The 23,130-nt window shown below is 48.9% G+C and carries 18 protein-coding genes; all 18 read right to left on the bottom strand.

Annotated features, from left to right (window positions below; genetic code table 11):
- Positions 1-38 precede the first annotated feature (38 nt).
- The gene (locus tag I8U18_RS09335) at positions 39-1,616 is read right to left on the bottom strand and encodes a DEAD/DEAH box helicase (RefSeq protein ID WP_033099668.1); all 1,578 of its coding nucleotides are present in this window, start codon (positions 1,614-1,616) and stop codon (positions 39-41) included.
- Positions 1,613-2,866, bottom strand: coding sequence for a competence/damage-inducible protein A (locus I8U18_RS09330; RefSeq protein ID WP_033099667.1), 1,254 nt, complete (start codon positions 2,864-2,866; stop codon positions 1,613-1,615). The genes I8U18_RS09335 and I8U18_RS09330 overlap by 4 nt, the downstream gene beginning before the upstream one ends.
- 31 nt (positions 2,867-2,897) lie before the next feature.
- Complete coding sequence (gene pgsA, locus I8U18_RS09325; RefSeq protein ID WP_198055817.1) at positions 2,898-3,482, bottom strand: CDP-diacylglycerol--glycerol-3-phosphate 3-phosphatidyltransferase; 585 nt, start codon at positions 3,480-3,482, stop codon at positions 2,898-2,900.
- Between the two features lie 278 nt (positions 3,483-3,760).
- Positions 3,761-4,672 (bottom strand): helix-turn-helix domain-containing protein, encoded by a 912-nt coding sequence (locus I8U18_RS09320; RefSeq protein ID WP_160173794.1) that lies wholly within the window; start codon positions 4,670-4,672, stop codon positions 3,761-3,763.
- A 127-nt stretch (positions 4,673-4,799) separates the two neighbouring features.
- Positions 4,800-6,233, bottom strand: a complete 1,434-nt coding sequence (locus tag I8U18_RS09315; RefSeq protein WP_033099664.1) for a helix-turn-helix domain-containing protein — start codon at positions 6,231-6,233, stop codon at positions 4,800-4,802.
- A 379-nt stretch (positions 6,234-6,612) separates the two neighbouring features.
- Positions 6,613-7,737 carry a helix-turn-helix domain-containing protein gene (locus I8U18_RS09310; RefSeq protein ID WP_033099663.1) on the bottom strand — a complete coding sequence of 375 codons (1,125 nt, stop codon included), beginning with the start codon at positions 7,735-7,737 and terminating at the stop codon, positions 6,613-6,615.
- A gap of 34 nt (positions 7,738-7,771) precedes the next feature.
- The gene (locus I8U18_RS09305) at positions 7,772-8,845 is read right to left on the bottom strand and encodes a helix-turn-helix domain-containing protein (RefSeq protein WP_198055758.1); all 1,074 of its coding nucleotides are present in this window, start codon (positions 8,843-8,845) and stop codon (positions 7,772-7,774) included.
- A gap of 45 nt (positions 8,846-8,890) precedes the next feature.
- The gene (locus I8U18_RS09300; RefSeq protein ID WP_198055757.1) at positions 8,891-9,655 is read right to left on the bottom strand and encodes a DUF3388 domain-containing protein; all 765 of its coding nucleotides are present in this window, start codon (positions 9,653-9,655) and stop codon (positions 8,891-8,893) included.
- 158 nt (positions 9,656-9,813) lie between these two features.
- On the bottom strand, positions 9,814-10,068 hold the full coding sequence (locus I8U18_RS09295) for a DUF3243 domain-containing protein (RefSeq protein ID WP_198055756.1): 255 nt from the start codon (positions 10,066-10,068) through the stop codon (positions 9,814-9,816).
- Between the two features lie 86 nt (positions 10,069-10,154).
- Positions 10,155-10,904 (bottom strand): elongation factor P 5-aminopentanone reductase, encoded by a 750-nt coding sequence (gene ymfI, locus I8U18_RS09290; protein WP_033099659.1) that lies wholly within the window; start codon positions 10,902-10,904, stop codon positions 10,155-10,157.
- A 107-nt stretch (positions 10,905-11,011) separates the two neighbouring features.
- A complete protein-coding gene (gene yfmH / locus I8U18_RS09285; protein WP_198055755.1) occupies positions 11,012-12,304 on the bottom strand; it encodes an EF-P 5-aminopentanol modification-associated protein YfmH in 1,293 nt (430 codons plus the stop codon).
- Complete coding sequence (gene yfmF, locus I8U18_RS18200) at positions 12,291-13,595, bottom strand: EF-P 5-aminopentanol modification-associated protein YfmF (protein WP_033099657.1); 1,305 nt, start codon at positions 13,593-13,595, stop codon at positions 12,291-12,293. Before yfmF ends, yfmH begins: the two co-directional genes overlap by 14 nt.
- Before the next feature lie 149 nt (positions 13,596-13,744).
- Positions 13,745-15,142: a peptide MFS transporter gene (locus I8U18_RS09275; protein ID WP_033099656.1), complete on the bottom strand. Its 1,398-nt coding sequence runs from the start codon at positions 15,140-15,142 to the stop codon at positions 13,745-13,747.
- A 509-nt stretch (positions 15,143-15,651) separates the two neighbouring features.
- Complete coding sequence (locus I8U18_RS09270) at positions 15,652-16,587, bottom strand: ABC transporter permease (protein WP_033099655.1); 936 nt, start codon at positions 16,585-16,587, stop codon at positions 15,652-15,654.
- A complete protein-coding gene (locus tag I8U18_RS09265) occupies positions 16,580-17,629 on the bottom strand; it encodes an ABC transporter permease (protein WP_198055816.1) in 1,050 nt (349 codons plus the stop codon). Before I8U18_RS09265 ends, I8U18_RS09270 begins: the two co-directional genes overlap by 8 nt.
- 23 nt (positions 17,630-17,652) lie before the next feature.
- On the bottom strand, positions 17,653-19,155 hold the full coding sequence (locus I8U18_RS09260; RefSeq protein WP_033099725.1) for an ABC transporter ATP-binding protein: 1,503 nt from the start codon (positions 19,153-19,155) through the stop codon (positions 17,653-17,655).
- Between the two features lie 171 nt (positions 19,156-19,326).
- Positions 19,327-20,343 (bottom strand): BMP family lipoprotein, encoded by a 1,017-nt coding sequence (locus I8U18_RS09255; protein WP_033099654.1) that lies wholly within the window; start codon positions 20,341-20,343, stop codon positions 19,327-19,329.
- Between the two features lie 190 nt (positions 20,344-20,533).
- Entirely contained in the window at positions 20,534-22,870 is a 2,337-nt protein-coding gene (locus tag I8U18_RS09250) for an FtsK/SpoIIIE family DNA translocase (protein WP_033099653.1), read from the bottom strand.
- Between the last annotated feature and the right edge of the window lie 260 nt (positions 22,871-23,130).

The raw sequence follows: 23,130 nt of genomic DNA, 5'->3' as shown, positions 1-23,130 counted from the left end.
CAGGCATCCGTTTTCGATACCTGGCCTCTTAAAAAACTTTATTTTCGCGGGCGAGCAGGCTCCATGTTCACCCGGGCACCATTGATTTTGGACTGTCTGAGCGCTTCGTATACAAATGGCGCGACATCTTCCGGTACCTCGACAAAAGAGAAACGGTCATAAATATTGATTTTGCCCACTTGGCGCAAAGCGATCCCGGCGTGTTCCGAGATGGCCTTGGCCAATTCCTGCGGGCGCAGATTCGCATTGCGACCGACATTGATGAAAAAGCGGACCATGCCCGGCGCAGCTCCCGTTTCTCCAAAGTTATAGGTGGTGTCGATATTTTTGACAAAACGATCGGAGAAAGCCAAATATAATGCAGCCTCTGCCACCTTTTCCGCCGAAAACTTGCCGCTGAGCTGATCCACCAATTCATCGAACAGCGTAAGATCGGCATCGGATTGGATAATCTCTTCGATTTGGGCGATCCACGAGGCTTGCTGTTTGGCGGCTACTTCTTCCAATGTCGGCAGTTCGCGCGCTTTGAGCCGGGCACCTGTTTCCTCTTCAATCGTTCTGAGTTGCTTCATTTCCCTCGGTGTCACCAGCGTGAGGGCCACCCCGTTTCTCCCCGCACGGCCGGTTCGCCCGATCCGATGGACATAACTTTCCACATCTTGCGGAATATCATAGTTGATGACATGGGAGACGCTTCCCACATCAATTCCCCGAGCCGCGACATCAGTCGCCACCAAAAGTTCGATCTCTCCGCCGCGAAAAGCATTCATCACACGATCCCGCTGCTGTTGCGCCAAATCCCCGTGCAGGCCGCCGGCGAGGTAACCTCTGGCTTGCAGCGACTCCGTCAATTCGTCCACACCCTTTTTGGTGCGGCAGAAAATGATCGACAAGTCGACTTCTTCGCTGTCCAAAATCCGGCACAGCGCCTCAACCTTGGTATTTTCCAAAACGCGATAATAATATTGCTTAATGACCGGAACCGTCACCTCACCCCGGTTGACCGTGATGTAGCGCGGCTTACGCATGTATTTGTTGGCCAGTTGCCGGATCGTCGGCGGCATTGTGGCCGAGAAGAGCAGAAGCTGACGGTTTTTCGGCAAAAAGCGGAACACATTTTCGATATCATCGATAAAGCCCATGTCGAGCATTTCATCCGCTTCGTCCAGGACAACCATCTCCACTTGTTCCGTATTGATGGTGCCACGGCGCAAATGATCCAATAAACGCCCGGGCGTACCGATGACCACATGGACTCCTTGTTGCAAAGCCTTAATCTGCCGACCGATCGACTGTCCTCCATAAATCGGCAGCGTCTTCACCCGTTTGGGACGGCCGATTCTTCTCAATTCTTCCGATACCTGGATCGCCAACTCACGGGTTGGAGCCAGAATCACACTCTGAATCACCCGTTCAGCAGGATTGATGCGCTCCAAAACCGGAATCCCGAATGCGGCCGTTTTTCCAGTGCCGGTTTGTGCCTGACCGATGACATCTTCCCCCCGCAAAACGGCGGGAATGCACTCCGCTTGAATCGGAGAGGGCTCTTCAAAGCCCAAATCTTGGATTCCGCGTAAAATTTCTTGGCTTAATTGAAACTGATCAAAACGATTCATCTTGTTGTTTCACCTTTCTTTAAACGTTGCTGAAGGATGAAGCAGGCATGTTTGGCAGCCAACAGCCGAATGCGCCGGCGCGTACCCCGAAGCCTGTAACAGTACACGCGGGCAGGCGATCCTGCCTCCTTCAATCCAATATAAACGAGGCCTACCGGTTTGTTTTCAACTGAGGCCGGACCGGCTACACCGGTAATCGATAACGCAAAATCGGTTCCGAACTGCCGGCGGGTATTTTCCGCCAGAATTTCGGCGACCTGAAAACTGACCGTCCCGTGCTTTTCCAACACATCCGCCGGGACTTGCACAATCTGGTTTTTACTTTCGGCAGAATAGGAGACAAAACCGCCGCGGAACACCTCGCTGCTGCCGGGAACAGAGGTGAGCAGTTCAGAAAGCAATCCGCCTGTGCAGCTTTCCGCCACGGAAACCGTCCTGCCTTGCGCAGCGAGAGAGGAAACCAGAACTTCCTCAAGCGACCGGTCTTCCTCGCTGAAGCAAAAATCGCCGACTCTCGCCAAAATTTCTTTTTTTACCGGCTCAATCAACGCCCTGGCTGATCGTTCATCCTTTGCCTTGCTCGTTAACCTCAACACAACTCCGGCCTCTTTGGCGTAAGTGGCTATGACCGGATTTCCGTATTGCTGGATCAAATCCTTTATTTTTTCTTCCAATAAGGATTCACCGATGCCGAAAAACGAGAGAGGTTGCGAAACAATCGCCTGTTTTCCATAAAATTGCTGAAGCAAGAAGGGGCGCACGCTCTTTTCAAACATGGGGATGAGTTCATTTGGAGGGCCAGGAAGCAAAACATAGGTAACATCGTGATGGGAAACAGCCAGCCCTGGAGCGGTGCCATGATCATTTTGAAAGACGGTTCCACCCGGAAAAACAAACGTTTGTTTATAATTGTTTGCGGGCATCGACCGGCCCCGGTTCGAGAAATAACGCTCTAACCGCCCGGTTACTTCAGGGTCCTGCACCAGGTTGACCCCGATGAACTCTGCCAGCGTCTCTTTGGTCAAATCATCCATTGTCGGCCCGAGTCCGCCGCAGAGAAAGACAAGCTTGGAACGGGCATGAGCGGAACGGAGAACCTCCAGAAGCCTATTCGCATCATCACCGACTGACGTATGCAAGATCACCTCGATTCCAAGCGACACGCATTCGCGGGATAAAAACGAGGAGTGTAAATCGACTGTTTCGCCGAGAAGAAGCTCTGTTCCAACCGTAATAATCTCCGCTTGCATCAAATCGATCCTTTCCCTGTAAACCGTCCCTTTACTGTGTCTTAGTAAGGGTAACAATTTTTCTATTTTTATAGAAGTAATCAAGCCCGGAAATAATCGTAATCAGCACTGCCAGCCAGGTAGCCACGAGTGAAAACGGAAATGAAATCGTTGAAAAAGGAACGTTATTCAACATCAAGGAAACAATGGCCACGATTTGAATGATCGTTTTCAGCTTGCCAAGCGGGCTGGCCGCAATGATATATCCTTCAGCCGCTGCGATCAACCGAAGACCTGTTACGGCGAATTCACGGCTGATAATGACGATGGCAATCCAAGCATCCAGGCGCTGCATCTCGACCAAGGAAACGAGTGCCGCCGTAATCAACAATTTATCCGCCAGCGGATCCAAAAACTTCCCCAAATTGGTCACCATTTTGTTTTTTCGGGCGATGTAACCATCCAGTCCATCGGTGACCGCCGCCAATATGAAGATCAGTGTCGCAATCATTTCATTCATTTTTAGAACGACTGAACCCATTTGAATTTGCCCGATATCAAACCGCACGAGCAAAAAAATCATCACAACCGGCACGAGGAAAATGCGGGCTAATGTAATTTTGTTGGCCAGGTTCACTACAACCAACCCTCCTGGCATGAACTGATTTCTCCTTGGCAGTTTCTTCCCCTGCCATGATCATTTGGAAGTGAACCATACTTGTTGGCTCGTAAGACCATCTTACAAGATTTAAGCTGTTTTGGTTAGAACTCATTTGCTTATTTTTTGTCAACGTACTTCCTCCAAGGCAGGAAAGACCCAGTCTAATTCTTCCGTAAGTATAAACCATGCACTTCTCGCATGTCAAAAAAGAACAGAGAGGTGATCATTTCCTCTCTGTTCCATTTTCTCCTTTTTTATTCATTTTGAGACTGTTGGCCGTCAGACTCAACCCGTTTAAATTGGAACAAAGAGACTGCCTTTTGAGCCGAAGTATCGATCAAGACGCCATTGGCATGGAGCTGGACCCGGTCCGGATGATCAATCCTGAGCGATATCCATTCCTTGTCTGTAAACGTCACCGTTTGTCCGGCAGCCAATTCTTTGTCGGCGATCAAATCTCCGTTCGGTCCGCCGGATCGGGCTCGAATATCCGTCGGCTCTTGGGCAGCAATGGTTAATTCAACCTGATCGGCATTGGAAATTCCGTATACGTCACCGTATTTTGATCCAGTTTCCGCCGACTCCAAAATAGTCACTACCGGCCTTTTCGCGGAAACGGGAGCGACCGTGCCATCGCTTTCCTCGGAGGATTGAGCAGGGGTTATGCTTTTCACAGCGTTCACCTGCGGCTTATTCATTCCGAAAATCAACCAAACGATCACGCCGGCCGCCACGAGCAAGACGGCAATCGAACTGATTAAGATCCATTTCAATTTTTTATTCAATACTTCAATTTCGTTCAGCAAAACAATTTTGACCCGTTCCCAATCCGCTTTTTTTCGGCGTTTGACTTTTCTGCTTTTCGCTCTGGAAAGAGAAGCGTTTTCCTCCTCAGAAGCTGGCACCGGCAAAGACTCATTCACCGCCGCATCCTCGACCACTGTCGTCCGATAGTAGCGTAAAAGGGGATTAGGGTCGATTCCCAGCACTTTGGCGTAGGATCGGATAAATCCTCTGACATACAAAGGGTCAGGCAAAGCTGAAAAGTCCGCCCTTTCTAAGGCTTCGATGTAATCAGGCTCCAGACCGGCCCGGTCGGCCGCTTCCGAGACACTCATCTCTAGCTGTTCTCTTGTTTCTTTTAATTGTTCAAAGGGATTGGCCATCGCAATCATGTACCTCCCGTGATTGTGTTCAGTGGCCCAACTTCTTCAGTATAGCCCACAAACAAAAGATCCGTCAAAAAAGCAAGCCCTAAACGAAACAGGGCTTGCTTTCTCAAGAGGATAATGGTTATTGCACATATTTAATGTGAACATATCTTGACGAATTGACCGCTTTTCCATTTACGGTCACAACTACACCATCTGACGGTTTCAAGCCGATATACAAATCCGGCCCGTGGCTGAAATCGTAGTTATACGTCCAGGACTCCCCTTGCTTGATCGTCACGTCGGCAAATTTATTCACACTGCCGGTCGCGCTTGGCAGATTGTCTGTCAACTGGATCAAGCATTTCCCCGAAACGGCTTTGATCACGAGATTCACTTTTTCTTCGCCGCTCCAGCGATAGTTATTCACATTGTTTCCTTGTTGCATCAACATCAATTTCCCTGTCGGAGATGCCATTGGTTCAGGATTTGCCGGCAGGGTTCCCTGATTTGATGATACGGTTTGAGTCTTTGGCGCCGATTCATCCGGCGCTTCATTCCCATTATTCATATAGGAAACAACGGCCCATGCCACCGGAATGCACAGCACTAATCCGGCGATCGCAATGGCCACCGAGCGCTTGATCGGCCAATTAAAAGCAAATTTCTTCGCCGATTTTCGATTTTTGACGGCGCTTCTGCTTAAACGTTGCAACTGTGTCGCTTGTTGTTCGGGTGCCGCTTCCATACTGGCACTGATTTCTTTTGCCGGAACAGGTGGAAGGGACACGGAGGTCAAGCCCGTTTTCGTTTTTGAAACCCGGGATAACGGTCCCGAACCGGTACGCCCTGTGGGTTGCGGTCCGGTGATTCCCCGTTTTGGGATATTCGATTGTACCGGCAATTCCCGTGTTCGCTTTGCGGGTACAGGAAAAGGCATTTCTTTATTCAGCTGTTCCTGATTTGATTGTTGAGCTGCCGCGGCCGTTTGATTCGGTCTTGTATCAGACTGCTGTTGCTGGTTGGGCAAGACCGCCCGCATCATGGTGGTATTGGAACGCATATATCCAACATCGCGCCTCGCCAGTTCCCGATTGCGCCGCGCACTGTCATTATCCGTTTTCGGAGCCGTCAATGCCGTCTTTGTATCGATCCGCTGCCCGGATTTTTGGTTTAAAGGTTTGCGAAGCATCGTCTCTTGAGACACAACGCCTTGAGGGCCTGTCCCGCCTGACACAACCGGTATTTTCCCCGTTTGCCCGAGCGGGGGAAACGGAAAGGTTTGTGTCTGGGACAAATCCTTTTCAGTTACTGCCTTATGTACACCGGTAAAACGCTCTGCCTGTTCTATTTTCCGGTAATGGCGCAAGATATGATGTGGCTCTACTTTGACGCAGTTGGCATAAGAGCGAAGATAGGTTCGAACGTAAAATGGACTCGGTAATTTATCAAACTCTCCATTCTCAATCGCAATCAGAAATGATTTTTGAATTTTCGTTTTTTCTTGTAGTTGGTCGAGGGACAGTCCAATCGCTTCTCGGGCTTGTCGAAGATACGAACCAATTTCGACAGACACCCCAGCCACCTCCTGAAAGGTTGTTGAACCATCGCTTTTTTGCACCTGGCTGTTGGTTCGGCAACCTTATAAAATTGTAAATCTCCATTTATTTGCTATTCGTTTTTTTACAATTGGCTGGCATAATCCTTTTTTCTCACATGATTTACCAGCAAAAAAACATGCACCGTCTTCGCAACAATTTATGATATTATGGGGAATCCATATTTTTCAGACTAACAGAGGTACCTTGACAAAAGCAAGAACCAATCCAGCATTCTCTCGCAACTCAGCATAAAAACACGAACTATTTCGACGGCGCACTTCTATAAACACAATTCGATTCAAGCATACCACGCTGATTCTTCTGTGTCAAAAAAAGCTCTCCAAAAAGAGAGCTTTACTGAACAAAAGAAATATAAATATCCTTTTCATCAGTGTAAACATCGGTTTTTACAGGGAAATTATTAATGGTAACAGAAATATTATTAGGTTTAAATAATTTCAGCCAAATCCCAGTCGAAAAAGACTGGGAAAAATCCGGTCTGTCAGGGTTTACCTCTCCCGCAGCAACCGGTGAGCCTATCTCCTGTTGTCTGACCTCATAGCCGCTTCCGCTCCCTTTTAACCATTTGATCTTTAATTGGAGCTTGTCGGCATTTACAAGTTCATAACGATCGGTGCCATATGTGGAGGAATTGAGAGGCGACAGAATCGGTTGACGATCCCCGGCCTCATGTTTCCCCTCGATTTTCGCTTGCACCGTTTCCATGTCAGGCTTGGCATCAGAAGCATTTTCCATGCGAAACCACATGAATGCTACGGCGGCAATCACGAGTAGGATCGCCCCGATGATCAGCAGAATGGTGTAAAGCTTCCCAAAGGTGAATCCTTTTTTCTTATCCGAATTTCTATGCTCACTCCGTGAACTGCGGCGGGTAAGTACAGGCGGGTCATTTTTGGCAGGAATACCAAGTTCCCCGGAATCCGGAAGAGCAGACTTTCTCGAAGAAGGACTCCTCCTTTTCGGGCCAAGGTCAGCTGTTTCATCCGGCTCCGTCATGCCGGTTTCGTATTCTTCCGCCGCCCGATAGGCATTCGTCTGTCTGAATCGCTCTGACCGCGAACGATAGGCACGCTCCTCCGTCTCACGGACACGGCTTCCGGATAACCCCCTTTCCTCTTGGGGCGCGTAAGTCATCTCCGGCTCATCGTTCCCGTACCCTGTCGGCCCGGCGGAGGGAAGAGAAAGGCGACTGCGGCTGGCATTGTTTGCAGTCAGGGCGTTCCGGTTCGCCTGATTCTGGAGTAAAGCAAGCAAGGCTCCGGGATTTTCTCCCACCGCGATCGCATAACTGCGAACATATGAACGAACATAGATCTGCCCCGGCAAAAGATCAAATCGCCCGGTCTCGATCGCGGCTAAATACTTTTTTTGGATTCGAGTGCGCGCTTCAATATCGTCCAAGGTAAGCCTCAACGATTCGCGTGCATATCTCAACCTCTTTCCAATCTCAACGGACAACCAAAACCCTCCTCATCCAACACAAAAACGCCGTTTACTTGCTGATTTTAACACGATAGCTTTTGACTGTATCCTGTGCATCTGTATTAATTTCTTGACCATTTACCGAAATTTGCACATTGGAAGGGGTGCCGAGGCGAAACCAAATTTCATCTTTCCCCTTTGTATCCAACACCACTTCTTGTCCGACTTTCAATGTGAATTCTTCCGGTCTGTCATTGTAGGAAGGAGCGTAAATAACCCGCGATTCACCGTTTTCCCCTTTCAAAACGACTTCCAGCTTGTCCACATTCGAAATCGTGTATAATTGTCCTTCATACGGGTTATCCGATATTTCTCCTTCTTGCAGGATCGGGTTGTTCGCAGCCAAAGCATTGGCATTCCCAATTGGGGCCGGTTGACTTTGCTGCGTTCTGGGTGAAGTATAACCGGCGTGCGAGGATGGATGGCTGTTTCCCCAGTAGTAGTACGCTCCCGCCCCGATCAAAAGAAGCGCACCAATGGCCACCGCCACAGTAAGCTTAGATGATTTTTTTCCATTTTTCAATGCTTCTTTGCTTTTTTGTTTGCTTTCCAAAGCAATGCGTCGCGGAACAAACGTCGTTTGCTCAACCGCTTTCGCCTGAAACGGCGGCAGCGACAAATTTTGGGAATTTACGGGAGCCAATGGCACCGGATAGTTCGCTCCTCCTTCTCCTTGCAATCCGGAGGATGCCCTGTTCGTCACCGGCTGCGGCAATCTCAGCTGCTGTTCGGCTGGCAAGGCGACTCTTCCGGTTTGACCGTTAAATGAAGGCTCGGGCAAATAATCCGAAACACCGGGAGTCAAATGCTGAGATGGTCCGGCAGATCTGGCTGTTTCCGAAATCCCAGGCGATTGCACCTGCCGCTCAAACCTTTCCAACAAAGGCCGCGCGTCCACACCCAAACTCTTGGCATATGTCCGCAAAAAAGCTTTGGCATAAAACGGACTGGGCAGAAGTTCAAATTGTTCATTTTCGATCGCTTGCAGGTATTCCAGGTGAATATTGGTCACCTGCTTCATTTGTTCAAGCGTATACCCGTTTTGTTCTCTCACACGTCTTAAATAAACTCCGATCCCCGCCATTTCCCTATCCCCTCCCAAGCAAAAAACTAAAAAACTGCAAAAAACTCAAAACTCGTTAAAGCCGGTTTCCAGCATATCGTATGTGATTTCCTCATCAGGAAAATTCCTGAGCTCGATAATATAATCGAAATCATCCATTGTATATTCTGTCTCTTTCACAAACACATCAGGATGTTCGATCACTTTGGTCGCCGGCATGCGCAGGATTTCCCGCACCAGCATGTCGTGCCGCTCAGTCGCCCGCAACGTGGAAACAATCCCGTCGATAATGTAAACATGCTGCTCCGATAACTCATCCTGTGCCAATTGGCTGCGAATCGTCTGTTTTAACAACGTGGATGAAACAAACGTCCAGCGTTTATTCGCACAAACACTGGCGGCCACGACCGATTCCGTTTTTCCGACGCGAGGCATTCCCCGGACACCGATCAACTGATGTCCTTCTTTTTTGAATAATTCAGCCATAAAATCGACCAATAACCCCAATTCTTCTCTTGTAAAGCGGTATGTACGCTTGTCTTCCAGACAGCGATCGAGGTAACGTCCATGTCGTACCGCCATCCGGTCCATTAATTTCGGTGGTCTCAGAGCAGTGATGGTGATATTGTCAACGCGTTTCAATATTTGAGCCAGTGCATCAATTTTTTGATGATCTTCCGTCTTCAGCAGCATTCCGCGACGGTTATTTTCAACACCATTAATTGTCAATATATTAATGGAAAGCATCCCCAGTAATGAGGCGATATCACCAAGTAAACCCGGACGATTTTTGTGAATTTCATACTCCAGATACCACTCGTGGTTTTTCACATAACCACACCCTTTACCCGATATATAGGGGTTTATTATGTTTTTTAGTATAGCACATCAGCAAAGTCGGGAGAAAGATGCAAATCAAATAAAACAATTTAAGAACAAATTAAAACACCCAAAAATATCGGGTGTTTTAATTCGCGAACTACATACCGTTATTTTTTTCCATCGTCAACTAATTTCACCATCAAACCTGCCATCACGCGCTGTTCATTTTCGTCCGCGACGCTCCAGAGGTCTTTTAACAAGCGTTCCTGGTCATTTTGCGGATCAATATCCTTGGCCAGGTAATCACCGAGCTGATAGGCCAGGTCAGAGATGGTGTTGGCATCCATGCCCATTCCTTTCGCTTGGTCCACGCGCTCGGCAAGAAAGTTTTTCCACTCCTGAAAATTATCCAACACAGACATTTTGCATTTCCTCCTTAGATGCTGTTCAACGTTCCTAGGAGGTAATATGAGTTTATTTCCCTTATTTTATGTATTGGAAGTTCATTTCAGGTATACCAGCCACCGTTGACCGCCAGAACTTGACCTGTGACGTAGGCCGCCTCCGGCAAACAAACATAACGGATCAAGGAGGCCACCTCTTCCGGCAGCCCCAGCCTCCCAGCCGGTATCTCTTCCGCAAGGCTGCTTCGTTCTTCCCTGGTCAGCTGCCTCTCCAACATCGCGGTCTGTATTGCTCCCGGGGCGATTGCATTTACTGTAATTCCGGAAGGGGCCAACTCTTTCGCCAGCGCTTTGGCCATGCTGATCTGTGCCCCTTTTGCCGCCGAATAAAGCACTTCACACGCCCCACCTGTTTGCCCCCAAATGGAAGAAACCAGCACAATCCGCCCTTTTTGCTGTTGAATCATGGCCGGGAGAACGGCTTGAACCAAGGAAAATGCGCCGCGTACATGTGTATCCATCACCTGGTCGTAATCCTTTTCCGTCATGTCTTGAATCAACCCCGCCACGCTGTTTCCCGCAGCATGGATTAAAATCGTCGGATTGCCAAAATGATGGGTGATTTCCCGGTAAGCCGCAGATACGGACTCCCTGTTTCTCACATCGACCGGCACAGCCAGCGCCCGCACTCCGAACCGGCGACAAATCTGCTCTGTCTGCCTGGCGACCGTTTCCGCTGAATGATACCCAATTATCACATCTGCTCCGGCTGCGGCCAATTCGACTGCCGCCGCTTTTCCGATTCCGCCGCTCCCCCCTGTGATCCAGGCGATTTCACCATGCAATGGTTTCACTCGATCTCCCTCCAACAAAAATGCGCCCAATCGGACGCATTTTTCAGTCAATGTTTATGTCGGGGCTCTCATCCCCGCATGTACGATCAATTGCATCTTTTCAGCCATCATGAATGAGGGCGCACAATCGAAACAGCAAAACGATTCCAATCAATATGCTGTTGCATGCGCCGGTTTATATCGTCTACGCTGAGACTTTCCAGCACGGGTATGATTTTGAACAAATCCGCATCGTTAAAGCGATAGTTGGTAAACTGATTGGCAATCCACTCCGGCGAGTTGAGGAAACGCAAATTGGCCCCGATCTTTTTTTTGCGAATCCGTTCAAAGGTTTCGGGAGATATCCCCTGTTCCACCCGTTTCGGCAGTTCATCGCGAATTCTTTGCAACAGCTGATCCGGATCAAAAGTATCCCCGCCGATCATGGAAAATCCGTAACCGCGATCCAGCGAATAATCACAGCCAAAGCTGTCATCGATCAAGCCGTCATCATACAGGGACTGGTAAAGCTCGGAAGAGGAGCCGATGAGCGCCTCCAGGACGATCTGGGTGGCCAGCTCCTGTTTCATCAGGGCTTCCCCCGTCAGGTTGACAGCATCTTTCCCTTCCTTAAAGCCAAACAAACATTTGGATATCCCTACACTCAGTTCCATTTCCTTCACTTTTTCCGCCACCTGATCAGGTTCATCCGGGAAAAAGCGGTGAATCTCCTTGATCTCATCAAACGTTTTGGCCGACTGATTTTCGCGGATCAGTTCTATCGTCGCCTCAGGGTCGACCGGCCCAACCAGGAACAGAAGCATATTGCTCGGATGATAAAATGTTTGGTAACAGGTGTAAAGCAACTCTTTTGTAATTTTGGAAATCGACTCGATGGTGCCGGCGATATCAATTTTAACCGGATGTTGTTGATACATCGCTTCAATCAAGCCAAAATAGGAGCGCCAGTCGGGATTGTCGTCATACATTCGGATTTCCTGGCCGATAATCCCTTTTTCCTTTTCCACATTTTGATCCGTAAAGTAGGGACTTTGCACAAAATCGAGCAGGGTCGTCAAGTTCTTTTGCACCTGGTCCGTGCAGGAAAACAGGTATGCCGTACGAGTAAAACTCGTAAACGCATTGGCTGAAGCTCCCTGGCGGGAAAACTCCTGAAACACATCTTCCCCTGAAGGCTGCTCAAACATCTTGTGTTCCAAGAAGTGAGCGATTCCGTCCGGGACAGACATCTTTTCTTGCCCCTGAACCTGAAAGGTGTTGTCAATCGAGCCGTATCGGGTGGTAAAGGTCGCATAGGTCTTGTTAAAGCCGGGCTTTGGCAACAGATATACCTGCAGCCCGTTGGGCAGTTTTTCGTAATACAAGGTTTCTTCAATCTGCCGGTGCTCAATTTTTTGCATTCGCGTTTCCCTCCTGGTCGCGCAAGAAGTAAATGGTTTCAAGCTGAATTTTTTCGGCAACCCGCGTAATATCCTCTTTGCGCACCTGCTCAAGATCATGAAGCAACGCTTCCAGCGTTCTTTCCCTTCCGCTCAATACCGACTGATTAAAATGGAAATGAATCAGTTCAAACGAACGATCCTGCTGTTCTTTCAGCTGATTGGAAAGCGTCGCCTTGGTCTGATCCAATTCCTTGTCACTGATATCTCCCTGCTGCATGGCCGCCAACTGTTTCTTGATGATATCCACCGCTTTTTCAAAGTTGGAAATTTCGATCCCCGACTGGATGATGAGCAACCCTTTGTGGCTTTCCAGCCTGGATGAACAGTAATAAGCGAGACTTGCTTTTTCGCGCACGTTCAAAAACAATTTCGAGTGGGGAAACCCGCCGAAAATGCCGTTGTACATCATCAAAGCGGGATAATCATCATCCTGGATGGTCACGTTGGTTCGGCATCCCAGATTGAGTTTTCCCTGCTTCACATTGAGGCGGTCAATGACTGTTTTTTCCTTGCGCGCTGCGGAGTGAACCGCTGAAGGCACAGCAAGCGTTTTCCGCCTCTGCCGAAGTGAATCGCCAATATTTCTCTCCAAACGTTTTACCACATCGTCCGCAGAGACATTGCCGACGCAATAAATATCGATTGGGCAGGTTTGAATCACTTCCTGGTAATATGTATAGAGATTCTGCGCGTCAATCTGCGGCAAATCCTCGATCCGGCCATGGTTGAACAGCGCGTATGGCTCACCTTTGCACATCTCTTCCACCATGCGCTGGGAGGCATATCGGATCTTGTCATCTTGAAGGCTTTCAATTTTCTGTTTCAAATTTTTCTTTTCCGCCTCCACATAGGAAGCTTTAAAGCCTCCCTGTTCCAAGTGCGGTGAAAACAAGGCTTCACTAAAAAGATTAATTCCTTCATCCAACAGGGATTTTTTCTCGCTGAGATACCGTTCGTTGGCAATTTCCATCCCGATCTGGATGAGATGGCGCTCCCCCCGTTTGAACACATCACCAAACAGTGTCGCACCGTAAAAAGAATCCAGTTTTCTCCTCAATTCGATCGTCGTGGGGTAAGAAGCTGTTCCCCGCTGAAGCACACTCGGCAAAAGTGCTGTTTTCGTCACATATTCCGGCTTTAATTCCTGAGCGATAAACGCCAGCAACGCCGTCGTCTTAAATTTTTCGCTCGAGCAGACGTGAACGCGCACGTCGCCGATTGAAACGGTTTCAAATTGGATTGTCGACACGTTGACACCTCTCCTTTTTAAATGGGCCGATGTATAAACATTATAGTCTAATTAGCCGCGGTTGGAAACGATAACCACTTATAGTATGACCGAAAAGCAGAAAAAAACCTCTACCCGTTTTTTTTGGATAGAGGCCAAAAATGTTTTCGTCAGGCCATCAGTTTGGCAATTTTTTTCGAAAGCGCCAAAAGGATAATCCCGAAGATAATCGAGAGGGCACCGATCGCACCGAATATCTGGAAGTAACCCATCGTCTCGGTGAAGGCAGCCAACTGTCCGGCAAGAATGTCCGCAATACCGGTGCTGGCCAGCCATACTCCCATCAACAGGGATGCGTATTTGATCGGTGCAATTTCACTCACCATCGACAAGCCGATCGGCGACAGGAACAATTCCCCGACCGTGTGGAAGAAGTAAGTGAAAATGATAAAGAGAATATTGGCTTTCACGGTGACATGATGCGCATCACCGCCGGTTTGCATCACTGCTGTCAACAACACCATATATCCGATTCCGAGCAGGATCATTCCCAATCCCATTTTGACCGGGGTTGGCCAGTCACCTTTTTCCCGCTTGGACAAGGCAGACCACAGCTTGGCAATCAGAGGGGCAAGGATGATGATAAAAGCGGGATTAATCGACTGGAACATTTCCGTCGGAACTTCCCAGCCGAAAACATTCCGGTTCACAAAAGTCTGGGTATAGAAAGTTAACGATGTACCCGCTTGCTCAAATCCGGCCCAGAAGAAAACAACGAAGCAAGTTAAAATAATAATCGCTAGGGTTCGCCGTTTTTCCTGTTTCGTCAGCGGCGTTTTTTTATCCACCGCCGGCATCTGCTTGGACGGCGCCATTTTGCCAACCGGTTTTTTTCCAATCTCACCGAGGAAACGGTTGGACAGCGCATTAAACAGCACTTGCCCGATAATCATCCCGATGGAAGAAGCCAGGAACCCATAACGATAGCCGTGTTGAATGACTCCATTCACATTCGTGCTGAAGTAGTCGCCGACCAGCCCGACGACCAGCGGAGCCAGAAAGGCACCGAGGTTGATCCCCATATAAAAGATCGTAAACGCAGCATCTCTCCGTTTATCATCTTTTTCATAGAGCTCGCCGACCAAAGTTGACACGTTCGGCTTGAAAAATCCGTTACCGAACACCAAAAGGGCAAGCCCCAAATACAATCCCCACCGACTGTGTTCGGCAAATAAAATGAAGTTTCCCAGCGCCATGGTGACCCCGCCGAGAGTAATCGCCCACCGCCGTCCGAGAAAGCGGTCGGTCAGATAACCACCGGCCAACGGTGTAAAGTAACAAGCACCGGTATAAAAACCGAAAATCAGAGAAGCCGTCCCCTGATCATAACCCAGGCCTCCGCTCAGGTAAGAGGCGGCCAGATAAAGGGCGAGAATCCCCCTCATGCCATAGTAACTGAACCGCTCCCACATCTCTGTGAAAAAGAGCAGATAAAGGCCGCGCGGGTGTTTCTTTTTCGGCTCTGGTACAGGCACGTTACTTTTTTCTATTTTTACTGCAGCTTCCATGACAGACCTCCTTAGAGCATGTCGTCGGAACATCCATTGGAAAGATACGAATTTCCGTTATCCGAAAAAAAGTTTTACTAAGTAAATGCTTTATAAAGTAAAACAATTGTATAAAAAAATATCCGTGATGTTTTCCCCGATGACAATATGATTTAAATTTAAAGAAAATAACCACGAAAAAAATGATTACCAGAGCAGAGACGGCGCCGAATTTTCTGGCTTTTACACCATTTTTATAAAATTGCCGTAGGAATATTTTAGTATAAACCAAAAGATAAATCAAAGGAAAAAATTAGAAAAAGAGAGAGTAAGCCTGTATTTATCACAATCCAAATGATCGTAGCACTTCTTGAATCCAAGAGAATAAAAGAAATCATTGTTAAAATTTCAATATAGATATGTAAATCGAGATAATAGTATCAATTGTGTAAAATAAACAAAATTTTATAAGAAAGATTGAATTACGCAAAAAAGACCCCAGCTGGTTGCTGAGGTCTCTTCACGACCGTTTATCGGGCCCCTTTTTCATATGGCTTTCCGTTTGCCGCGGGCGGTTCTGCCTTGCCGACAAATCCGGCCAAGGCCAAGATGGTCAGGATATACGGAAGCATGCTCAGCACTTCACTCGGCACGTAATTCGTCAAATGATACAGCTGACCGGTAAGTGCCAAAGCCACAGCCAATCCGAAGAACAGACCGGCCCACAAAACGCCGAAAGGACGCCATTTGCCAAAAATCAGTGCAGCCAGGGCGATAAATCCTTGTCCGGCCACCGTCACCTGCGTAAACTGGCTGCCAATGGCAATCGAAAGGCCCGCACCGCCGATTGCTGCCAGCGCACCGCTGATCATGACAGCGATATAGCGCATCACAATCACGTTGATTCCGGCCGTTTCCGCCGCGTGCGGATGTTCCCCGACCGCTCTTAACCGCATGCCAAATGACGTCTGGTAAAAGAGAAAATAAGTGATAATGACCAAGGCGATCGCGATATAGGTCGTCGGAAGCGCCTGAAAAATCGAAGGACCCAATACCGGGATCTTATTCAGGAGGGGAATCGAAATCACACTCAGCTTATCCGGGACAACCGGCGTTTGCGAAGAGCCGTTATACATATGCTTGGTTAGATAGACAGCCAGTCCAAGCGCCAAAAAGTTAATCGCAACCCCACTGACCACCTGATCCGCTTTAAACGTAATCGAAGCAATCGCATGCGGCAAAGCTAACAAAATGCCGGCAACAATCGCGCACAAGAGTCCGATCCAGGCGTTGCCGAAGAAGATCGTCGTTACCGCTCCGGTAAAAGCGCCGATCGTCATCAGGCCTTCCAGCCCGATGTTCACCACCCCGGAACGCTCCGAGTACAATCCGCCAAGTCCGGCCAAAATCAGTGGTGTTGAGTAAAGCACGGTCATCGATAAAATGTTTGTCAGGGTTTCAAGCATTGGTTTTCACCCCTTTTTTGCGCCGGGAATGAAAGATCTTTTCCACAATGTTGGCGGCCACAAACAAAATGATCGCCGCAAATACAACGCGAATGACCTCAAACGGCACTCCTGCTTCAAACTGCATGTTTCCGCCGCCATATTCCAGAACCCCGAAAAGGATGGAGGCCAAAATCACTCCGACAGGTGTATTGGCTCCCAGCAAAGCGACGGCGATCCCGTCAAAGCCAATGCCGGTGAAATCGTTCATAATCGGCAAATAACCATTCGTACCGAGCGCTTCGACCGCTCCGGCCAAACCGGCAAATGCCCCGCTGATCATCATTGACAAAATGACGCTTTTCTTCACATTCATCCCGGCATATTCAGCCGCGAGCGGATTGAAACCGACAGCCCTCAGTTCGTAACCCAGCCGGGTGCGCCAAACGAGGACATACATGACGAAAGCAGCGGCCAAGGCGATCAGAATGCCCAAATGAACGCGCGCTCCTCCAAACAGATCGGATAACCACTGAACCCTCAGTGAAGCGGAATCGGGAATTTTCTCCGTGGAATCAGCTCCGGGGGCCAGCCAATGAAAAACAACGGCATTGGAAAGATAAAGGGCGATATAGTTCATCATAATCGTGATAATTACCTCATGAACCCCGCGCACTGCTTTTAAGAGGCCGGGAAGATAAGCCCAGATCGCTCCGGCCAGCCCGCCGGCGATCACGGCTGCAACGGCATGCAAACCGGAAGGGAGCGGTAATTTTAAACCGACGATGATAGCGGCCATCTGTCCGACGATAAACTGCCCTTCAACCCCGATATTAAAGAGACCGGTGCGAAAGGCAATGGCTACGGCCAAACCCGTCAATAACAAAGGGGTGACGGTCCGGATCGTCTCTCCCAGATCATAAGGCTGAAACAAAGCACTGACAAAGAGGGCATTATAGGCTTCGAGCGGGTTATACCCGGCCGCGACCATCATAATGGCCCCAATCAACATTCCCAGCACAATCGAAATGAGGGAAGCCAGAAATGTTGACATCTTGTTCATCCGCGAGAACAGTTGCTGCACAGCTATTTCACCTCCTGTTTTTTGCCGCCCGCCATCAGGAGACCCAATTCTTCTTCCGTCGTCGTTTCCGGATCAACCCAGCCGACGATTTTCCCTTCGTAGATCACGGCAACGCGGTCACTCAGTTTCAGGACTTCATCCAGTTCCAGGGAGACCAGCAGAACCGCTTTGCCTTTATCCCGTTGTTCGACAAGACGGCGATGGATCGACTCAATCGCACCAACATCCAGGCCTCGGGTTGGCTGTGCAGCAATCAGAAAGTCGGGATCGCGGTCCACTTCCCGCGCGATGATCGCCTTTTGCTGGTTACCGCCCGACAGTCCCCGAATCGGAACGTGTTCATTTGGGGTGCGCACATCAAACTCTTTGATCAAGCGCTTGGCATATTGATCAATCTCGCCATTTTGAATAATTCCCCTCTTGGTAAACGGGGCTTGATAATATGATTGCAAAACCATGTTTTCACTGACGGTAAAATCGAGCACAAGCCCGCGTTTATGCCGGTCTTCCGGAATATGGCCGACACCAGCTTCGATCACCTTTCGCGGTTTGAACCGGGTCATGTCTTTTCCATTGATGTGAATGGAACCGGACTCGATGTCGCGCAATCCGGTAATCGCCTCGATCAATTCCGTCTGTCCGTTTCCGTCAACACCGGCGAGTCCGACGATTTCACCGGCTCTCACTTCCAGATCAAGGCCATTTACCGCACGGACACCGCGATGATCCAGAGCGACCAGTTGTGAGATCTTGACAATCGGTTCACCGGGTTGCTTTTTCTCTTTTTCCACGGTGAAGGAAACCTCGCGTCCGACCATCAAGGCGGCCAATTCATTTTCATTCGTTTCGGCCACATCGACCGTTTGAATCACTTTTCCGCGGCGAATCACCGTCACCCGGTCACAGGTGCTCATGATCTCCTTCAGTTTATGGGTGATAAAAATGATCGTCTTGCCTTCGTCGACCAGCCGTCGCATAATCTCCGTCAACTCTTCAATCTCCTGCGGCGTCAAGACTGCCGTCGGCTCGTCGAAAATGAGGATATCTGCTCCGCGGTACAACGTTTTCAAAATTTCCACACGCTGTTGCATCCCGACGGATATATCGGCAATTTTCGCCCGCGGATCCACTTTGAGGCCGTACTGATCCGATAAGCGCTGAATCTCTTTCTCCGCTTTTTTGATATTTAACAGGCCGAACTTGCTTCGCTCATCACCCAAAATGATGTTTTCCGTTACGGTAAACGGCTCAACTAACATAAAGTGTTGGTGAACCATCCCGATTCCGAGTTTGTTGGCCACAGTGGGTCCCGTAATTTTGACCGGCTTCTCGTTAATGCGGATTTCTCCTTCGTCCGGTTGGTACAGGCCGAACAAAATGTTCATCAGCGTCGACTTTCCTGCACCATTTTCCCCCAATAACGCATGAATTTCGCCTTTTCTGACCGTCAGATTGATCTGATCATTGGCGATAATTCCGGGAAAACGCTTCGTAATCCCAACCATTTCCACTACATTCACCCTGATTCCCCCCTTCTCGGCGGCATATTTTTCCATTTGTCATTAAATTAAAAAGCGAAAAAAGCTTGAGGATTTAAGTATACAAGGTATTAGGGCATATTTCAAAGGGATTTCTATTTAAAAAGGCCAGCATAGACGCTGACCCGATTTCCAATATTATGGTTTAAAGTTGGCAAGTTCTGCTTCGGTACTCGGAACTTTGAGTTGACCGCTAATAATTTTTTGTTTGTACTCTTCCACTTTCTTCTCAACATCGGGACTCACATGTTTATCAGCCATGGAGATTCCGTTTTCTTTCAGACCCATCACCACATGTTGACCCGGTTTCAGTTTTCCGTCTTTCAATTCCTTGGTCACATTGTAAACAGCCACATCGACGCGTTTGACCATCGAAGTCAGGGTATGGTCGGGAGCGAGGTTGGATTGGTCACGGTCTACACCGATCGCCCAGTACTTCCCTTTCTCGCGGGTTTTCACTTCATCAAACAAGCCTTTGCCTGTACCGCCCGCAGCATGGAAAATAATATCTGCTCCGTTGTTATACATGCTTTGGGCCAGGGAACGTCCTTTTACCGCGTCAGCAAAACTCTCGGCATAAGCGACCGAAACGGTAGCTTTCGGATTTACTGCTTTTACCCCGGCTATATAGCCCACTTCAAATTTTTTGATAAGCGGAGATGTCACCCCGCCGATAAATCCAACTTTGTTTGTTTTCGTTGTTAAACCGGCAATCACACCGACCAGGAATGAGCCTTCCTCTTCCTTAAAGGTAACGGCAGTCACATTTTTCGGGATTTTTCCTCCGAGATCACTGTCGACAATGCCAAATTTCGCATCAGGGAACTGATTGGCAATATCAGGAATCGCCTTGTCGAATTTGTAACCGATCGCCCAGGTGATATTGCGTCCCTCACGTGCAAACTTCGTCAAGTTCGGTATATAATCATCATCGCTTTTTGATTCAAGGGCTTTAATGTCGACACCGTAATCTTTTTTCGCTTTCTCCAGCCCTTCCCAGGCGGATTGGTTGAACGACTCGTCATTCAGCCCGCCGGTATCCGTCACCAACCCGGCTGCAAAACCGCCTTTTTTGGTAGTCGCCGACGAACATCCGACTACTGTGAACACCAATGCCGCACAAAGGAAAAGTGCAAGCCAGGATCTTTTTGCCATGCAGTGGCCCTCCTCCAAAAAAATTAGAATATGAGTTCTTTCCGATTGCAGAATAATCGGAAGGCAGCCGGAAATAAACATATTCCGAAACCGAATTTTATGTATTTCGGAGAACTATGTTTATATAAATTGAATCCATTTTTTCCGGCTGTTTTTTATTGCTCATAGTAATTTATATCATGCTTGTTCACTATTTGGCTACATTTTTCTTTTCTTGATATTGCTCCAGTGTTATTAATACTTCCCTGGGCTTGCTGCCTTCATACGGCCCGACGATTCCATTGCTTTCCATCATGTCGATCAAGCGCGCCGCCCTTGTATAACCAACCCGCAATCTCCGTTGCAAAAGCGAAACGGACGCCGTCTTCGCTTCCAAAACGAGCTGAACCGCCTGCGGAAACAGTTCATCATCCACCCCGTCCATCCCCTGATCCGGGGCCGTGGGAATCAACTCTTCCTGATAACGCGGTTCCTGCTGTTTGCTCACAAAGCGGACAACCGCTTCCACTTCATCATCGGAGAGAAATGCCCCTTGTACGCGGATCGGTTTGGAAGCACCGATCGGCAAATAAAGCATATCACCCCGTCCCAGCAATTTTTCCGCTCCCCCCATGTCCAAGATGGTGCGGGAGTCGGCCTGTGAAGAAACGGCAAAGGCAATTCGCGAAGGAATATTCGCCTTGATCACCCCTGTGATTACATCGACAGAGGGCCGCTGCGTGGCGATGATTAAATGAATCCCTGCCGCCCTGGCCATTTGGGCAAGCCGGCAAATCGCGTCTTCCACGTCGGAAGGAGCCACCATCATCAAATCGGCCAGCTCGTCCACAATGACGACGATGAAGGGAAGAGGCTCCAGGTTCTTCTCTTTGTTTTCGGCCGCCATCTGGTTATAGCGCTCAATATCTCTCGCCCCGTGCTTGGCAAACATTTCATACCGTTTTTCCATCTCGGTCACCACTTTTTTCAGGGCGATCGCCGCCTTGCGCGGATCCGTGACAACAGGGACCAGCAGATGGGGAATTCCGTTATATACATTCAATTCCACCATCTTGGGATCGATCATCATCAATTTCACTTCGTCCGGCCGGGCTTTGTACAGCAAACTGGTGATGATTCCGTTGATGCAGACGCTTTTTCCCGAGCCGGTCGCTCCCGCTACCAGCAAATGCGGCATGCGCGCGAGGTTGTCAACAATTGGTTTGCCGTAAATATCCCGCCCCAGCGCAATGCTCAATTTGGAGGGATGATCGCGATATTCAGGGCTTTCCAAAATATCCCTCAGTCCGACCAGAGAAACCTCCTGGTTCGGCACCTCGATGCCAACAGCCGGTTTTCCCGGTATGGGCGCCTCAATGCGGATATCTTTCGCGGCCAGGGCCAAAGCGATATCATCTGCGAGATTGACAATCCTGCTCACTTTCACCCCGATCTCCGGCTGAATTTCATACCGCGTCACAGTCGGGCCCCGATGAATCCCGGTCACCTTGGCCTTGACTCCGAAGCTTTCCAGCGTCTCCTTCAGTGTGCGCGCATTCTCCCTATGGTCGTCTTGGTCCACCAGACTGCGCTTTTTCGTTTCCCGGAGCAAGGTCGTCGGCGGCATCAGATAATGCGCCATTTCATCTTTCGAATGAAAGCGCACTTCCATCGTTTCTTCTTCCTCGGCATCCTGCTTCTCCACCTGCTCAGTCTTCGGTTTCGTTTTCAACTTTAGCGCTTCCGGAATCATTTTTTCCAGTTCCAGCTCCATTTGCGTTGCTTGCTGCGCCTTTTCTTTTTCATTTCCCCCGTAGATGGCGTCTTCAAAGTCATAAATCACCGGTTCGATCGGATCGCGGCTGACAGAGGCTGCCGCCTTCGTTTCCCCGGATCTTTTTCTCCTGATCCGCTTCGGTGGTTGCTTCTGTTTGTAGTATTGGCGCAACCAATCGATGATCAGCTGTCTGCCCCGTTTTTTCCAGGCACGGAATAATTGTTTCACGATCCCGAAGAATTTCACATAAGAAAAATCGGCCACGAGCAAAATTCCGCACAGCACCAATGCGCCCAGTACAATCAATGTCCCCATATCATCAAATAAAAAGTGCAATAAGGCATAAGCGAAAGCACCGGTCATTCCGCCCCCGACATCAAGAGGAAGGCGGGAAGTCCGTTCCTCCAAAAGCAAATTCCATGTCGTGTCCACAATTCCGCTGTTCGTATGGATCGTTTGAAAAGTCCAATAGTGATTTAACGTCAGAAATGAAACGAGAATCATCGTCAACCCGCTCATGCGCGGAGTCCATTTCCGTGGCCATTTGCGGTTGGCCATGACATAAACGGCCAGCCAGACTCCCAGAAGCGGAATCACAAAATTCCATGTACCGAAGACAAACCGGGCCAAGTAAGTCAAGTTCCGCCCGATTGCCCCGTAGCTGGCCATGGTAATAAAAGAGGCAGCGAGAATCACAATCCCGTAAATCTCAAACAAAATCTCATTTTTGAGCGATTTCTCCGCATTTGCTTTTTTCTTTTTTCGTGCCATATGTATCACCTTTCACAAAACCGTCACTCTTCATTATAACATGGAAAAGCTTGCCTGCAGAATGGTCCGTCCTAAATTTTGGGAATAGAGTGAAAGAAGAGATATTTTTATTGCCTGACCGAAGAGGTACGTTTTGCCAATCTCAGCAGGGGATCGGGCCTGTTGAGACCCTTCGGAACACAGGCAGGTTGGATAGCATATTCACGAGCCGATTTGCAACAAGCTTTCAAAAAGGATCATTCCCCTCCAAGCGTAGTTGA

This window comes from Thermoactinomyces sp. CICC 10522 (assembly GCF_016055075.1).
Taxonomy (GTDB): domain Bacteria; phylum Bacillota; class Bacilli; order Thermoactinomycetales; family Thermoactinomycetaceae; genus Thermoactinomyces_A; species Thermoactinomyces_A daqus.
Note: the sequence above shows the minus strand (reverse complement) of the source record. Positions and strands in the feature narration are given on the sequence as shown.

Excerpts from the sequence above, each read along its gene's own strand:
- I8U18_RS09265 (WP_198055816.1), bottom strand. The coding sequence starts at position 17,629 with ATGAACAAGATGTCAACATTTCTGGCTTCCCTCATTTCGATTGTGCTG.
- I8U18_RS09255 (WP_033099654.1), bottom strand. The coding sequence starts at position 20,343 with ATGGCAAAAAGATCCTGGCTTGCACTTTTCCTTTGTGCGGCATTGGTG.
- yfmH (WP_198055755.1), bottom strand. The coding sequence starts at position 12,304 with ATGCAAAAAATTGAGCACCGGCAGATTGAAGAAACCTTGTATTACGAA.
- I8U18_RS09275 (WP_033099656.1), bottom strand. The coding sequence starts at position 15,142 with ATGGAAGCTGCAGTAAAAATAGAAAAAAGTAACGTGCCTGTACCAGAG.
- I8U18_RS09330 (WP_033099667.1), bottom strand. The coding sequence starts at position 2,866 with ATGCAAGCGGAGATTATTACGGTTGGAACAGAGCTTCTTCTCGGCGAA.
- I8U18_RS09260 (WP_033099725.1), bottom strand. The coding sequence starts at position 19,155 with ATGGTTGGGATTACGAAGCGTTTTCCCGGAATTATCGCCAATGATCAG.
- I8U18_RS09335 (WP_033099668.1), bottom strand. The coding sequence starts at position 1,616 with ATGAATCGTTTTGATCAGTTTCAATTAAGCCAAGAAATTTTACGCGGA.
- I8U18_RS09250 (WP_033099653.1), bottom strand. The coding sequence starts at position 22,870 with ATGGCACGAAAAAAGAAAAAAGCAAATGCGGAGAAATCGCTCAAAAAT.
- I8U18_RS09295 (WP_198055756.1), bottom strand. The coding sequence starts at position 10,068 with ATGTCTGTGTTGGATAATTTTCAGGAGTGGAAAAACTTTCTTGCCGAG.
- I8U18_RS09305 (WP_198055758.1), bottom strand. The coding sequence starts at position 8,845 with ATGGCGGGGATCGGAGTTTATTTAAGACGTGTGAGAGAACAAAACGGG.
- I8U18_RS09320 (WP_160173794.1), bottom strand. The coding sequence starts at position 4,672 with ATGGCCAATCCCTTTGAACAATTAAAAGAAACAAGAGAACAGCTAGAG.
- I8U18_RS09270 (WP_033099655.1), bottom strand. The coding sequence starts at position 16,587 with ATGCTTGAAACCCTGACAAACATTTTATCGATGACCGTGCTTTACTCA.